At 71.5% G+C, this 14802-nt stretch carries 10 protein-coding genes; all 10 read left to right on the top strand.

Annotated features, from left to right (window positions below; all coding sequences use genetic code 11):
- Positions 1-31 precede the first annotated feature (31 nt).
- The 10 genes from ABTU82_RS05965 to ABTU82_RS05920 all read left to right on the top strand — a co-directional run bounded on the left by ABTU82_RS05965 (position 32) and on the right by ABTU82_RS05920 (position 14800).
- Positions 32-997, top strand: a complete 966-nt coding sequence (locus ABTU82_RS05965) for an AAA family ATPase (RefSeq protein WP_407172325.1) — start codon at positions 32-34, stop codon at positions 995-997.
- 28 nt (positions 998-1025) lie between these two features.
- Complete coding sequence (locus ABTU82_RS05960) at positions 1026-2399, top strand: DUF58 domain-containing protein (RefSeq protein WP_407172323.1); 1374 nt, start codon at positions 1026-1028, stop codon at positions 2397-2399.
- On the top strand, positions 2396-4855 hold the full coding sequence (locus ABTU82_RS05955) for a transglutaminase domain-containing protein (protein WP_407172321.1): 2460 nt from the start codon (positions 2396-2398) through the stop codon (positions 4853-4855). The genes ABTU82_RS05960 and ABTU82_RS05955 overlap by 4 nt, the downstream gene beginning before the upstream one ends.
- On the top strand, positions 4852-6351 hold the full coding sequence (locus ABTU82_RS05950; protein ID WP_407172319.1) for a DUF5684 domain-containing protein: 1500 nt from the start codon (positions 4852-4854) through the stop codon (positions 6349-6351). Before ABTU82_RS05955 ends, ABTU82_RS05950 begins: the two co-directional genes overlap by 4 nt.
- Positions 6348-6977 carry a flagellar biosynthesis protein FlhF gene (locus ABTU82_RS05945; protein ID WP_407172318.1) on the top strand — a complete coding sequence of 210 codons (630 nt, stop codon included), beginning with the start codon at positions 6348-6350 and terminating at the stop codon, positions 6975-6977. The genes ABTU82_RS05950 and ABTU82_RS05945 overlap by 4 nt, the downstream gene beginning before the upstream one ends.
- Positions 6978-7079: 102 nt before the next feature.
- Complete coding sequence (locus tag ABTU82_RS05940; RefSeq protein WP_407172317.1) at positions 7080-8168, top strand: RDD family protein; 1089 nt, start codon at positions 7080-7082, stop codon at positions 8166-8168.
- Positions 8165-12637, top strand: a complete 4473-nt coding sequence (locus tag ABTU82_RS05935; RefSeq protein WP_116648277.1) for an FtsK/SpoIIIE domain-containing protein — start codon at positions 8165-8167, stop codon at positions 12635-12637. The genes ABTU82_RS05940 and ABTU82_RS05935 overlap by 4 nt, the downstream gene beginning before the upstream one ends.
- A 120-nt stretch (positions 12638-12757) precedes the next feature.
- Positions 12758-13045: a WXG100 family type VII secretion target gene (locus ABTU82_RS05930; protein WP_116648381.1), complete on the top strand. Its 288-nt coding sequence runs from the start codon at positions 12758-12760 to the stop codon at positions 13043-13045.
- A gap of 91 nt (positions 13046-13136) precedes the next feature.
- Positions 13137-13433, top strand: a complete 297-nt coding sequence (locus ABTU82_RS05925; RefSeq protein WP_116648278.1) for a hypothetical protein — start codon at positions 13137-13139, stop codon at positions 13431-13433.
- On the top strand, positions 13430-14800 hold the full coding sequence (locus ABTU82_RS05920) for a hypothetical protein (protein WP_407172315.1): 1371 nt from the start codon (positions 13430-13432) through the stop codon (positions 14798-14800). Before ABTU82_RS05925 ends, ABTU82_RS05920 begins: the two co-directional genes overlap by 4 nt.
- Positions 14801-14802: the final 2 nt, after the last annotated feature.

Genomic DNA, 14802 nt, shown 5'->3' with positions numbered 1-14802 from the left:
CCTTCCCTTCCCCACGACACAGGAGAGCACGATGACGATCACCCAGGAGCAGGCGACGTGGTTCGCCGACACCTTCGCGCAGATCGCCGACAACGTCGAGCGCGCCGTGCTCGGCAAGCGGCGGGTCGTCGACCTCGTGCTCACCGCGATGCTCAGCGACGGACACGTGCTGCTCGAAGACGTGCCGGGCACGGGCAAGACCTCCCTCGCCCGTGCGGTGGCGCAGTCGGTGCAGGGCACGAACACCCGCATCCAGTTCACCCCCGACCTCCTCCCCGGCGACATCACGGGCATCACGGTGTACGACCAGAAGACGGGCGCCTTCGAGTTCCACTCCGGTCCGGTCTTCGCCAACATCGTGCTCGCCGACGAGATCAACCGGGCGAGCCCCAAGACCCAGTCGGCGCTGCTCGAAGTGATGGAGGAGAAGCACGTCACCATCGACGGGGTCACCCGCGCGGTGGGCGACCCGTTCCTCGTGCTGGCGACGCAGAACCCGGTGGAGCAGGCGGGCACCTACCGCCTGCCGGAGGCCCAGCTCGACCGCTTCATGATGCGCACCTCTCTCGGGTATCCCGACCACGCCGCCACCGTGCGCATCCTCGACGGCGCAGCGGTCGCCACCGACGACCTCTCGCCGATCATCACACCGCAGGCGCTGGCGGGGATGGCCGACCTCGCGGCAGAGACCTACGTCGACGCCCTCGTGCTCGACTACATCGCGCGGCTCGTCGACGCGACCCGATCGGCCGACGAAGTGCGGCTGGGTGTCAGCATCCGCGGCGCCCTCGCCCTCACCCGCGCGACCCGCGCACGCGCCGCGTCGCAGGGGCGCACCTACGCCACCCCCGACGACGTGAAGGCGCTCGCCGTGCCCGTGCTCTCGCACCGCCTGATCCTGCACCCCGAGTCCGAATTCGACGGCGTCACGCAGGAGGCCGTGATCGGCCAGGTGCTCCTCGACGTCGCCCCTCCCACGCAGCGCGAGACCGTATGAGCGCTGACCCGAGCCCCGGCGACGCGGCATGAACACGGTCGATTCGCGTCTGACCCGCACCTCCGCCGCGTCGTCGACGACCACGTCGTCTCGCACATCGATCACCTCGACGACCTCCCGGCGGCGCGAGCGGGCGATCGTGCGCGCCGCGGTGCGCACGAGCATCGCCCTCCGCGCCACCCGCGAAGCGCTCGTCGCCGCGGTCCGCTGGGCGGGGCGCACCGTCCGACCCGCCGGTGCGCTCGTGGTGATCGCTGCCACCGCCGGGCTCATCGCCGGCATCGCCTTCGGGTGGGTCGAATGGATGGTCGCCGGGGTCGTCTCCGCGCTCCTGGTGGTCATGGCCGTCCCGTTCCTGTTCGGCGCCCGCGCCTACGAGGTAGACCTCACCCTCACCCACGAGCGGGTCGTGGCCGGCCAGGGCGTGACGGGCCAGATCGTCGTCCGCAACGACGGGCGGCGCGTCGCCCTCCCCGGGCGCCTCGACATCCCCGTGGGTCGCGGACTCGTGGAGTTCGGGGTGCCGCTCCTGCGTCCGGGGAGCACGGTGGCGCAGCCGCTCGAGATCCCCGCTCTCCCCCGCGGCGTCGTGAGGGTCGGGCCCGTCACCACCGTGCGCAGCGACCCGGTCGGGCTCCTCCGGCGCGAGCACGCGTTCGACGACGTGCGCGACCTGTTCGTTCACCCGCGCACCACCGCGATCCCCTCCACGAGCGCGGGCCTCATCCGCGACCTCGAGGGCAATCCCACGCGCCGTCTCGTCGACTCCGACATGTCGTTCCACGCGATCCGCGAGTATGCCCCGGGCGACTCGCAGCGCCAGGTGCACTGGAAATCGACGGCGAAGACCGGGCGCCTGATGGTGCGCCAGTTCGAGGAGTCGCGCCGCTCCCGCATGGCGGTGGTGCTCGGCGTCGCCGAGCCCGAGTTCGCCGACGCCGACGAGTTCGAGCTCGCGGTCTCGGCCGCCGCATCCCTCGGCCTGCGCGCCGTGCGCGACGCGCGCGACCTCGACATCGTCTCGGGGTCCGAGATCCCGCGGGTGGTGCGGGGCCGGCTCCGCGCCATCCAGCACATCGCGACCGTCTCGCCCCGCGCGATGCTCGACGGCTTCAGCGCCATCACGCGCCTGGAGAACACCATGCCGGTCGACGAGGTGTGCCGCCTGGCCGCCGAGGCGAACGAGCGTCTCTCCATCGCGTTCATGGTGGTCGGTTCGACGGTGCCGTTGCAGCGCCTGCGGCAGGCGGCGCTCGCCTTCCCCGCCGACACCGCTCTCGTCGCCGTCGTCTGCGACGAGAGCGCGCACCCGCGCATGCGCGTGCTGTCGGGGCTCTCGGTGCTGACGATCGGCACCCTGGACGACCTCTCGGGCCTCCTCGCACGGGGGGCGGCGTCGTGAAGGGCCCCCGGATCGCCGCGGGCGCCGTCTACGTGGCCGCGACCGTGCTGGTGGCAGCGCTCGCCGCGTGGCCGATCTACGCGTCGACGGCGTTCCTGCTCGCGGCCGGTGCCGGAGCCCTCGTCGGCGCGGGGATCGCCGTCGCCGCGCTCCTGCGACGCTGGGGCGGCTGGATCGTGGCGGCCCTGCTCGTCGGCGCGTTCGCCCTCCTCGCCGTGCCCCTCGCCGTGCCGTCGCGGCTCGTCGGCCCGGCCGAGATGCTCCAGGGTCTCGGCGAGGCGTTCGCCGGCGTGATCGTCGGGTGGAAAGACCTCGTCACCGTCGACCTCCCCGTCGGCGCCTACCGCAACCTCCTCGTCCCGGCGCTCGTGATCTTCCTCGTCGGCACGACCGTGGCACTGCTCCTCGCCTGGCGCGATGACCGGTGGGCGAACGCCTCGGTCGTCGTGGGCCTCGGCATGGTGTCGTTCGGGCTCTTCTTCGGTCGCACGTCCGTCAGCTCCGCGCTCGTGCTCGGGCCGCTCACTCTCGCCGCGCCCGTCGAGACCCTCGTCGGGGTCTGCGCCCTCGGCTCCGCGCTGATGTGGCTCGCGTGGCGTGCGCGCGACGAACGCGTCGCGGCGCTGCAGCGCGCCACGTCGGCGACCGGCGTGCGCCTGTCGCGCCGCCCGTCGAGCGCCGATCGGCGCCGAACGGCTCTCGGCGCGGGGATGCTCGCGATCGCGGTGGTGGTGGCTGTGGCGGTCGTGCCGTGGGCTGCACGGGGAGCCGATCGGCAGGTGCTCCGGACGGCGGCAGGCCCGGAGCTCGAGATCGCCGCCGCGGTGAGTCCGCTGTCGGACTATCGGATGCTGTTCTCCGACGAGCGTGCCGATGACGTGCTGTTCACGGTCAGCGGCGACGCGCTTCCCGAGCGGGTGCGCGTCGCCACGCTCGACGGTTACGACGGCGAGATCTTCCGCCCGGGCGGCGACGGCAGCCGGTTCGTGCGCGTACCCTCCGTCCGCGATGCGGGGGAGGGGACGCCGATCGACGCCGAGGTCGAGATCGGCGATCTGGGCGGCATCTGGATGCCCACCGCGGGCAGCCTCGCCCGCGTGGAGTTCGCGGGCGATCGTGCGGCAGCGCTCGCCGACAGCTTCTACTACGACGTCACGGCCGGCGCGGGGGTGCAGACCGCCCAGGGCGGGCTCGCGGCGGGCGATCGCTACCGGCTGCGGGGCGTCGAGCCCGCCGTCGCCGATCTCGCGTCGATCGGCGAGCCGGGCGGTGATCCGGGCGGTGTCGTCCCGCCCGACAACCTGGCGGCCTGGGTCGACGAGCACGCCGTGGGCACGGGCGGTGCGGCGCTCGACGGGCTCGTGCGGCTGCTGCGGGAGCGCGGCTTCCTCAGCCACGCGCTGGACGAGGGCGAGCAGACACCGGTGTGGAGGGCGGGGCTCGCGGGCTACGTCTTCCAGCCCAGCGCGTCGGGGCACTCCCTCGCGCGCATCGACACGCTCTTCTCCCGCCTGATCGAGCGCGAGAGCGACCCGCGGGCCGTCGCGTCCGACAACTTCGTGGCGGCCGTCGGCGACGACGAGCAGTTCTCGGTCGCGGTCGCGCTCGTCGCGCGCGAGCTCGGCTTCGCCTCCCGGGTGGTGGTCGGTGCGCGACTGACCTCTTCCGATCCGGGGCTCAGCACGTGCGAGTCGGGCACCTGCCGCGCGAAAGACCTCGCCGCGTGGACCGAGGTGCTCTCCGACGACGGCCGCTGGATCGCGGTCGACGCGACCCCCCAGTGGGAGCAGTCGCCGAGCCTGGAGGTCACCGAGCAGCGCGACCCCGAGAACGTCACCGAGGTGCGCCCCGACACCGTCGAGGAGGTCGTGCCGCCCGAGCCCGTGCAGGAGGACTCGGCGCGAGACGCCCCCGACGACGACGCCGGCGGGATCGACCTGGCGTGGCTGTGGCCCATCCTGCGCGTCGCGGGCATCGTGCTGCTCGTCCTCGCGGTCGTCCTCGGTCCGTTCCTGGCCGTCCTGGCCGCCAAGGCGTCGCGTCGGCGCGGGCGCCGGACGACGTCCGATCCCGTCGAGAAGATCGCGGGCGGCTGGGAGGAGTACGTCGACGCGGGCGTCGACGCCGGTCATCCGGCACCGCGCGAACTGACGCGCTCAGAGCTCGCGGCGGCCTTCGGCACCCCGTCGGGCGGGCAGCTCGCGGCCACGGCCGACCGAGCGGTGTTCGCACGCGAGCAGACCACACCCGACGACGCCGCAGAGTTCTGGCGCATCGTCGACGACGAGCGCAGACGCCTCTCCCGTGAGCGTGGATTCTGGCGTCGCTTCGTCACGGCCCTATCGTTGAGATCATTCGTCCGGTTGATCGCGCCGCGCCCCTCGCGCCCGCGGTCGCCGCGGTCCGTCGAGAGGGGGAAGCGCCGACCAGCTGCTGGCGGACGCACCACGACATGAACGACTCTTCCATCGGCGTCGTCGCCGGGCTCATCACGTTCGCCGTGATCGTCGTCCTCTACCTCTGGGCGTCTCTCTCGCTCGCGGCGGTGTTCCGTAAAGCCGGAGAGGACGCCTGGCAGGCATGGGTGCCCATCCTCAACACCGCGGTGCTCCTGCGGCTGGGCGGATTCTCGCCGTGGCTCGTCTTCATCGTCTTCGTGCCGCTGTTCGGTCAGATCGCCTTCGTGGTGATCCTCGTGATCTCGTACTACCGCGTCAACGTCGCGTTCGGCTTCGGCGGGGGGATGACGGTCGTCGCCGCGCTCTTCCCGCTCATCTGGGCGAGCATCGTCGGGTTCGGCTCGGCGCGCTGGATCGGCGAGGAGCAGTCCGGCCCCCGTCGCACGGGGGATCTCGGCGACCCCGCGGATGCTGCGCTGGCCCCGCGCGCGCGAGCGTTCACCGCCTTCGAGCCGATGTTCGCCGATCCGGTCGACACGACGCGCGTCGAGATCCCGCGGGCCGACACCGAGCCTCAGGACGCCGCGCCCCTGTCGACGGGGTTCTGGGCTCCGACCCCCGAGCCGCAGCAGCCCGCAGCATCCATCCCTCCTCCCGCACCGGTCGTCGTGCCGAAGGCCGAGCCCCCCGCCGAGTCGGCGGTCGTGCCGCCGCCCGCGTCGTTCCTCACCTCGCGGCGCTCGACCCGCCCCGCCGCAGAGCCCGATGACAGCGCCGTAGACCCCGAAGACCGCGAGACGCCGCCGTCCGCCTCGAGCGCCGCATCCTCCCCGTCTGCTCCGGCGCTCGACCCCGAACAGCCCCGGCGCGGCCCCGAGCCCGGCGCGCCGATCGAGTCGGTGCCGACCGTGCCGCCGCGCGAGACGCCGGAGGTCGCCCCCGCGCCGGTCGCGGAGGTTCCCGAGCCTCCCGCACCGGCACCGGTGCGAGAACCGTGGGCTCCCGGACCCCTGCGCGCGCCCGCCTCGCCTCCGCGCGATCCCGAGCAGTTCCCCGAACTCAGCGAGGCCATCTCCGCCGTGCCGGGCGCCCCCGATGCGGGTGCCCCCCGGCCGGCGCTGTCGTCGGTCTCGGCGCTGTACGCCCAGGGCGATTCGTCCGATGACGAGGACGACGACCTCGAGGCCATGGATCGCACGATCGTGGCGCGGCGGCGTCGCGTGCCGTGGAAGTTGATTCCGCCGGGCGGTGCTCCGATCGACATCTCGTCGGAGGTCGTCATCCTCGGTCGGCGTCCCGCCCCCGATCCCACCCGGCCCGGCGCGCAGCTGATCGCCATCTCCGACGAGACGCGCACCGTGTCCAAGACGCACGCCCGCCTGGAACTGCGCGGCGAGACGTGGTTCGTCACCGACCTCGATTCGACGAACGGGGTGCTGTTCGCGACCCTCATGGGCACCGAGGTCGAGGCGCAGCCCGGTGAAGAACTCGAAGCGGGCGAGCGGTTCTTCCTCGGCGACGCGGAGGTGCGACTCACGCGGAGCGAGGCGTGAGCGACCGCGACGACGACGACGTCACCATCTGGGCCGGGCGACTGCGCGCGTGGCCGAATCCTCCCCACGAGGAGCAGCAGCACCCGGCTCCGTCACCGGACGACGACGAGACCGTCCTGGCGCGACGCCGCGCGGCGCGGGAGTCGACCGTCCTCGTTCCTCGCGCGTCACCCGCGGGCCCGGTGGAGCCGGCCGCTCCGGCGTTGGCCGAGCCGCTCGATGAGGCCACCGTCCCGGGGCGTCGGCGGCTCGCCGCATCCGACGACGAACGCGACGACGACACCGCCCCCGGCGCGCGCGCCCGCGCCCGCCCCGCCGAGGTTCCCCCGACCCGCGTCCGCCAGTCGGCGGTGCGTGCGGCGCGGGGGCTTCCCGCGGAGCGCACGGCGCGCGTGCCGTCGGTGGAGGACCGCGAGATCTACCGGCCGCGAGCGGTCGAGTCCGAGGTCGTCACGCGTGCGGCTCCGGCCCGACGGGAACCGCAGGTCTCCGTCGATGTGGTCGCCGCAGCGGCCTCGCGCGCTCGACGGGCTCGGCGTCGGGCCGGTGTCGCGATCGCGGCGGGTGCGGCGGCGGGTGCGCTGGCGATCGCAGCGATCGTCTGGGCGATCGTCGTACCGGCGTGACGGCGGCACCGGGGAGGTGTCCGGCCGCGCGCCCGTCCAGGGACGGGTCGGGCAGCGTCGCTGCGATAGGTTTACCAGTCGAGCTTTCTGCGAGGGGGACCGATGAGCGGAGCCGGTGAGACGCGGGATCACACCCCGTCGGATTCGATCGGTGGCGACCCGGAGTCCGCGACGAGACTCGGCATCGTCGCCGCGCGCCCCGGAGTGCGGGCGTGGGCGTTCGCGATCGACGTCCTGATCTGGTCGCTGCTGGCCGTCCCCGCCGGCATCGGCGGTGCCTTCCTCCTCGGGGGAGACGTCTCGTGGGGCCCGATCGTCCTCGTGATCGCCGGTTCGGTGCTGCCGGCCCTGTTCGGACTCGTCCAGCTCGTGCTCCATGGGCGTCGTGGCGTGACCGCCGGCAAGGCTGCGATGCGGCTGCGCTCGGTCTCCGTCGTCGATCTCGGGCGCCCCGGCTTCTGGCGCATCGTGCTCCGCGCCCTCGTCCTGTGCGCCAGCGGGATCGTGCCGGTCGTCGGCCCGGCCGTGATGTTCGCGTCGGGGCTGTGGGATCGTGAAGGCCGCGGGCGCAGCATCCTCGATCGTGTCGCGGGATGCTGGCTGATCGACGCGCGCGCGGGGCTCGACCCGGCCGACGCGCGGGCGCTGCGCCGCACGATCCGCGAGCTCGAGATGCCGCTGCGGGAGGTGTCGGAGGGGCTGCCGTCGCTCGCGTCGAACGGATCCGGCGAGCCGCCGATGCTCGCCGAGCGTCGCTCGAGGGCCGGCGTCGTCGGTGTCTCGGGCGGACCGTGGGCTCCGCACCCCGTCGAGGACGAGGCTGCGGGACTGATCACCGCCGCGCCGCGGATCGAGCACGTGCTCGTCTTCGAGGACGGCTCGAGCGTCCGCGTGCCGGAGTACGGCCTGATCGGCCGCCAGCCCGAGGCCGCACCCGGTCAGACCGCCGAGGTGCTGCTGGCCTTGGAAGACCCCGACAAATTGCTGTCCAAGACGCACCTGGCGTTCGGTCTCGATGCGGGCGGGGTGTGGGTCATCGACCGCAACTCGAGCAACGGGACGACGATCGTCGGGGCGGATGGCGCCGAGACCCCGCTCACCCCGGGGTCGCGCGTCGGCCTCGAGGCGGGCGTCGTCGTGCGCCTGGGTGGCCGCATGTTCCAGGTTCGTCGAGGGGGTCCCCAGGCATGAAGATCAAACTCGCCCTCCGCCGAGAGGCCGCGGCGCCCGTCGACGTCATCGTCACCGCCGACGCCACCGCGACCGTCGAAGACGTGGCCCGATCGCTCGCCGACAGCAGTCGCATCCCGGCGTCGGTCACGCCCACGCTGCTCGTCGCCCCTCCCGGCGAGGAGCCCGCGCAGATGGATCCGACGGCGCTCGTCGCCGACGCGCCCCTCGGCTCGGGCTTCGATGCCGCGGTGGTCGCAGCGACCGCCGACGCCTATGCGTCCAGCGGCGCCACCGCCGCCGTGATGCAGATCCTCAGCGGCGCCGAAGCGGGGCGCGTCGTGCCGCTCGCCCACGGCACCTCGATCATCGGGCGGGTCGAGCCGGCTCACGTGGTGCTGCGCGACCCGATGGTCTCCAAGCGCCACGCGCGCGTCGAGGTCGACAAGGAGATCGAGGTCATCGATCTCAACTCCGCCAACGGGCTCGTCATCGACGGCGGTCTCGTCTCCCGCGTGCGTGTGCGACCCGGCCAGATCATCACGATCGGCGGCACCGACGTGCGATTCGTCCGCACGGCGAACGAGGGCGATGCCGAGGAGACGCGCATCTTCGAGCAGGGCGGGTCTCTGCTGTTCAACCGCTCGCCCCGCGTCGAGAAGCGCTATGCCGGGCGCGAGCACCGGCACCCGATCATCCCGGCCGAGGCCGACCCCCGCATCTTCCCGTGGCCGATGGTCGCAGCCCCCGTGCTCCTGGGCCTCGCCCTGTTCGCCGTGACCCAGCGCCCGACGTCGCTGCTGATCGTCTTCATGGCGCCGCTGATGATGCTCGGCAACTTCATCGGGCAGCGCACGCAGCAGGGCAAGAAGCTCCGTCTGGAGATCGACACGTTCGAGACGCAGATCGACGAGCTCGAAGACGCCCTGCTCGCCGAGGAGGTGGTCGAGCGCGAACGCCGCCGAGAGGAGGCTCCTCCGACGGCCACCGTCTTCGAGCAGTCCATGAAACTCGGCCCGCTGATGTGGACCCGACGCCCCGAGCACTGGAACTTCCTCTCGGTGCGACTCGGGTCGGGCACCGGTCGCAGTCGCAACACCGTGCAGGAGGCGAGCGACCAGCGCGGCATCGCGGAATACTCCGACCGGGTGAACGCCCTCCGGTCGCGGTTCGAGCACATCTCCGACGTGCCCCTCGTGGAACTCCTCCCGTCGGCGGGCGCGATCGGCATCGCCGGAGGACGCGGCGAGGTCGCCGACGTGCTCCGCGGGATCGGCGTGCAGCTGTTCGGCCTCCACGCGCCCAACGAGGTCATCACCGCGGCGATCGTCGACCCCGCCTGGACGCCCGACGTCGAGTGGATGAAGTGGCTGCCGCACACCACGAGCCCCCAGTCTCCGTTCGCCGAGATCGCGCTCGCCGACAGCCCCTCCGCGGCGACCGTGCTGCTCAACGCCCTCGAGGGCGCCGTTCTCGAGCGCCTCACCGGCTCCACCGAGCAGCGGGGACCGCTCGCCCCGCAGGACACGTCGATGGAGCTCGGCAAGAGCGTCGGCGAGCGGGCACACAGCCCCGCGAAGGGCGGCGACGTCTCGCTGATCCTCATCGCCACCAACGACGCGCCCGTCGACCGCGCCCGTCTCACCCAGCTGATCGAGCGTGGACCGGATGCGGGGGTCTACACGATCTTCGTCGCCCCCACCGTCGAGTCGCTCCCGGCCGCCTGCCGCACGTTCGTCGATGTCACGAACGGCCTCGACGACGCCGTGGTCGGCTGGGTGCGCGCCGGTGAGCGGGCCGAGGGGGTCAGCGTCGAGGGCGTCTCGCGCGAGTACGCCGAGCACTTCGCCAAGCGGCTCGCGCCCGTCGTCGACTCCAGTTCGGTCGCGCCCGACTCGTCGGACCTGCCCCACAGCGTGTCGCTCCTGCGCATCATCGGCGCCGATCGAGCCGCCGAGACCTCGGCCGTGATCGAACGGTGGCGGCAGAACAACTCGATCATCGACCGGTCGCGCACGCCCCGGCCGCGCCTGAAGCGCGCCGGGACCCTCAAGGCGTTCATGGGGCAGGGGAGCCCCGACGCGATGTCGCTCGACCTGCGCACCCAGGGTCCTCACGCGCTGGTGGGCGGAACGACCGGCTCGGGCAAGAGCGAGTTCCTGCAGACCTGGGTGCTGGGAATGGCGGCCGAGTACAGCCCCGACCGGGTGACGTTCCTGTACGTCGACTACAAGGGCGGCTCCGCCTTCGCCGACTGCGTCGACCTGCCCCACACGGTGGGGCTCGTCACCGACCTGAGCCCGCACCTCGTGCGACGCGCCCTGACGAGCCTGCGAGCGGAGCTGCACCACCGCGAGCACCTGTTCAACCGCAAGAAGGCGAAGGACCTGCTCGAGCTCGAGAAGCGGCAGGATCCCGAGACGCCGCCCGCGCTCGTCATCGTCATCGACGAGTTCGCCGCCCTCGCCACCGAGGTGCCGGAGTTCGTCGACGGTGTCGTCGACATCGCCCAGCGCGGTCGTTCCCTCGGCATCCACCTGATCATGGCCACGCAGCGCCCCGCCGGTGTCATCAAAGACAACCTGCGCGCGAACACCAACCTGCGCGTCGCGCTCCGGATGGCGGATGCCTCGGACTCGAACGACGTCGTCGGCGATGCCGTCGCATCCACTTTCGACCCCTCCATCCCCGGCCGCGGGATCGCCAAGACCGGCCCGGGCCGGCTCGTGCCGTTCCAGGCGGCCTATGCGGGCGGATGGACGACGCAGGAGCCCGACCGTGCTCAGGTGCGGGTCGCGGAGCTCCGCTTCGGATCGGTGACGCTCTGGGAGTCCGAGCGCGACGATGACGGATCTGACGCGCACGACGACGATCTCGGCCCGAACGACCAGAAGCGCCTCGTGGCGAACCTGGTGGCCTCGGCCGAGGAGGCCGGCCTGCCGAAGCCGAGGCGGCCCTGGCTCGACGATCTGGCGGGCACGATCGACCTGCGCGACCTGCCGCTCGACGGAGATGCGCGCATCCCTCTCGGACTCGCCGACATCCCGCAGCAGCAGCTGCAGACGGCGGTCTTCTTCGAGCCCGACACCGACGGCCACATGCTCGTCTACGGAACCAGCGGGTCGGGCAAGAGCGTGGCATTGCGCTCGATCGGCATCGCCGCGGGTGCGCGCCCCGACCTCGGCCGGGTGGCGGTGTACGGCATCGACTTCGGTACCGGCTCGCTCCGCTCGATCGAGACTATGCCGCACGTCGGCGCGATCGTCTCGGGCGACGACTCCGAGCGCGTGCAGCGGCTGCTGCGCACCGTCCGTTCGATCCTCGACGACCGTTCACGACGGTTCTCCGCGGTGAACGCGTCGACGCTCACCGAGTACAGGGTTCTGGCAGACAAGCCCGACGAGCCGCGGATCGTCATCCTCCTCGACGGGTTCGGCACGTTCAAGCAGGATTGGGAGACGGTCTCGGCGCGCGCGCCGTACTACGCGATCTTCATGCGCGTGCTGGGTGAGGGGCGGCCGCTGGGCGTGCACGTCGTCGCCACGGCCGATCGCTACGGGAGTGTCCCCACGGCCGTGAGCGCGAACGTGACCAAGCGCATCGTCCTGCGCATGGCCGACGACGGCGCGTACTCGATCCTCGGGGTGCCGAAGGACGTGCTCAATGAGCGCAGCGCTCCCGGGCGCGCGATCGTCGACGGTGTCGAGACGCAGATCGCGGTCATCGGGGGCACCACGAACGTGGCCGAGCAGAACGCCGCCGCCGAGGCGTTCAGCGCGAGGCTTCGAGCAGCCGGAGCCATCGAGGCCGAGAACATCGGCGCACTTCCGACCGAGCTCGAGGCGTCGAGCCTGCCCGACCGGATCGACGGGCTCCCCGTTCTCGGGATCGGCGATGACACCCTGGGTCCTCGGGCGTTCGAGCCGATCGGAACCTTCGTCGTGGCGGGGCCGCCGCAGAGCGGCAAGACCACGGCGCTGCGGGGCCTCGTCAGAGCGGTGGAGCGCCTCGACCCCGAGGTGGCACTGTTCCACGTCGGCGGACGCCGTGCGGCACTGCGCTCCTTCCGGCCGTGGACGAGGACGGCCAGCAGCCCGGAGGACGTGCGCGCGCTCGCCAAGGAGCTCAAGGACGTCGTCATCGACGACACCCTCACCCAGCGGCTCATGGTCGTGGTGGAGAACATCACCGAATTCAGCGACACCGACGCCGAGCGCCCGCTCAAGGAGTTGTTCCAGGCGATCAACCGCAGCGACCACTTCCTCGTCGCCGACGGCGACGTCGCCCAGCTCACCAGCGGGTTCGGTCTGATCGGGGAACTCAAGGCGGGGCGCCACGGCATCGCGCTGCGGCCCGAGACCTACGACGGCGACTCGTTGTTCAAAGTGCCGTTCCCGAAGGTGCAGCGTCACGAGTTCCCGCCGGGCCGCGGGTTGTTCGTCGAGAACGGCCGCATGGTGACCGTTCAGCTTCCGCTCGTGACCGCCTGAGGCGCGATACCACAACCTCTTGGCCGGCGGGAAGGCCTGTCGGAGGCCGCGAAGAGGTTCGATTAGGGTGGTGGTCGTTCAGGGGTTCCGGCCCCTTTCTCCTCAACGAAAAGGTGCATGATGGCGGATTTCAAGGCGTCCTACGGCGAGATGGAGTCGATGTCGGGCAAGCTCGATTCGGGCCGCGAAGAGATCGGCGACGTCCTCCGTCGTCTGAAGGACGACGTCGACCGGCTTCTGGGAGACGACTTCAAGACCCAGCACGCTTCCGGCAAGTTCGGTGAGGGGTACACCGAGCTGACGACCGGTCTGGAGAAGGCCATCGAGGGCATCTCCGACATGGGCGAGTCGCTGCGCAAGATGATGCAGGCGATCAAGGACACCGACCAGGCGCTCGCGGGCAACTGACGTCCTTTCACCCCGGGCCGTTCTCCACGAGGACGACCCGGGGTGAAAGTCGTGTGCGCGACGGTTCCGGCGACGACGAGGAGGAGACCGCATGGCCAACGACGGGATGGACGTCGATCTCGGGGATCTCGAGCTGATGGTGGGCCGGTTGGACTCGTTCAAGACCGAGTTCGCCGATCTCGGGAAGAACACCGATACCGTGGCGGATGCTGTGGGACGACCCTCTGGGCGGTCAGAACTGCGCAGCAAGGTCGAAGAGTTCCAGAGCGGGTGGGACGGCAACCGCGAGCAGCTCTCGGAAGACCTCGACACCGTCTACCAGCACCTGAAGGACTTCGTCGACACCATCGGCGAACTCGATGTGGAATTGGCGAGTGACCCCGAATGACCTACTCACCGAATCGCGGCTACCGGCTCGAGGAACTCGAGGGCGACCCCTACGACATCGACACCGCCGGGAACGAATACACCCGCATGGGCGAGCGCATGCAGTGGACCTCGGACGAGCTGCAGAAGCTCTCGTCGGAGACGCGCTACAAAGCCGAGGGGCTCGACGCGATCCGTGAACAGGCCGGCGAGCTCGCCGACCAGCTGACGAAGGTCGCCGATCGCTACACGAGCTCCGGGCCGGTACTGGTCGCATACGCCTCCGCGCTCCGCGATGCGCGCACGCGCACCGTCAACCCGCTCGTCGACGACATCGTCGCCGCCATCGCCGCGCGCAACGAAGCCGTTGCCGCCCGCGAGGAGGCCGAGAGCACCGCGGACGACCTCCGCAACCCCTGGCCGTGGCAGGACGACGCCACCGATGCTCAGCTCGCCACCGCCGACCAGGCCGTCTCGAGCACGGGGAGCGCAGCGAACACCGCCGAGAGCGAACTCGAGGGCCTCTGGGAGACCTTCGAGTCGGGCTATTCGGTGTGGGAAGAGGCCTACGAGAAGGCCGTCAACGATCTGGAGACCGCGTACAGCGCGTCGGGGATCGACGACAACCCGTGGGAAGACGCCTTCGATTTCATCGCCCAGGCGCTGACGGTGATCGGCACGATCGCCATCGTCGTGGCGATCTTCGTCGCCGCTCCCATCGCGGCGGTGCTCCTCGTCATCGCCACCGTGGCGGCTATCGCCACCCTCGCCATCCATCTCGGCATGATGCTGGCCGGGTCCAAACGCGTGACGATGGGCGACCTGATCTTCGACACCATCGCGGTGATCCCGTTCGCCGGGGGCGTCGTCAAGGCGATGCGCGGCGGATCCACCTTCTTCCGTGCGCTCGGACCGGCAGCCGGTCTCGGCACCGCGTCGCGGACCACCATCACAGCGGGTCGCAACGCCGTCGAAGACGGTGTGCGCACGATCCGCGGATGGGGCGGCTCGGGCGGGGGACAGGCGGCTCGACAGGCCGCTGCCGGGGGTATCGCGGACGACTTCCTGCGCACCTCGGTCGGCAACTGGGGTCAGGGTGCCTGGAACGCCATCCGGTCGGGCGGTGGTCGTCTCGACGGCCAGGCGTTGAGCATGTCGGAGAACATGCTCACCGCGTGGCCGCGCCCGGGCGGGGTGCCGCGTGTCGCGGCGAACAACTGGCTCGCGAGCGTCGGCGCCCCCGGTACTCTCACGCAGGGATCCAACGTGCTGAACTTCTTCAACGGCATCGAGCAGTCGGTGAGCAGCGGTGTGAGCGCGTTCGGGGGACCCGACATCCCGACCGTCTCCGACATCCCCGGTCTCGACGTCAACCCTGTGGCGAGGTGACG

It is taken from the genome of Microbacterium deferens, assembly GCF_045517775.1.
Taxonomy (GTDB): Bacteria; Actinomycetota; Actinomycetes; order Actinomycetales; family Microbacteriaceae; genus Microbacterium.
This window is presented reverse-complemented; position numbering and strand designations above follow the sequence as displayed.

Coding starts and splice junctions, on each gene's coding strand:
- ABTU82_RS05965 (WP_407172325.1), top strand. CDS start 32: ATGACGATCACCCAGGAGCAGGCGACGTGGTTCGCCGACACCTTCGCG.
- ABTU82_RS05960 (WP_407172323.1), top strand. CDS start 1,026: ATGAACACGGTCGATTCGCGTCTGACCCGCACCTCCGCCGCGTCGTCG.
- ABTU82_RS05950 (WP_407172319.1), top strand. CDS start 4,852: ATGAACGACTCTTCCATCGGCGTCGTCGCCGGGCTCATCACGTTCGCC.
- ABTU82_RS05940 (WP_407172317.1), top strand. CDS start 7,080: ATGAGCGGAGCCGGTGAGACGCGGGATCACACCCCGTCGGATTCGATC.
- ABTU82_RS05935 (WP_116648277.1), top strand. CDS start 8,165: ATGAAGATCAAACTCGCCCTCCGCCGAGAGGCCGCGGCGCCCGTCGAC.
- ABTU82_RS05930 (WP_116648381.1), top strand. CDS start 12,758: ATGGCGGATTTCAAGGCGTCCTACGGCGAGATGGAGTCGATGTCGGGC.
- ABTU82_RS05925 (WP_116648278.1), top strand. CDS start 13,137: ATGGCCAACGACGGGATGGACGTCGATCTCGGGGATCTCGAGCTGATG.
- ABTU82_RS05920 (WP_407172315.1), top strand. CDS start 13,430: ATGACCTACTCACCGAATCGCGGCTACCGGCTCGAGGAACTCGAGGGC.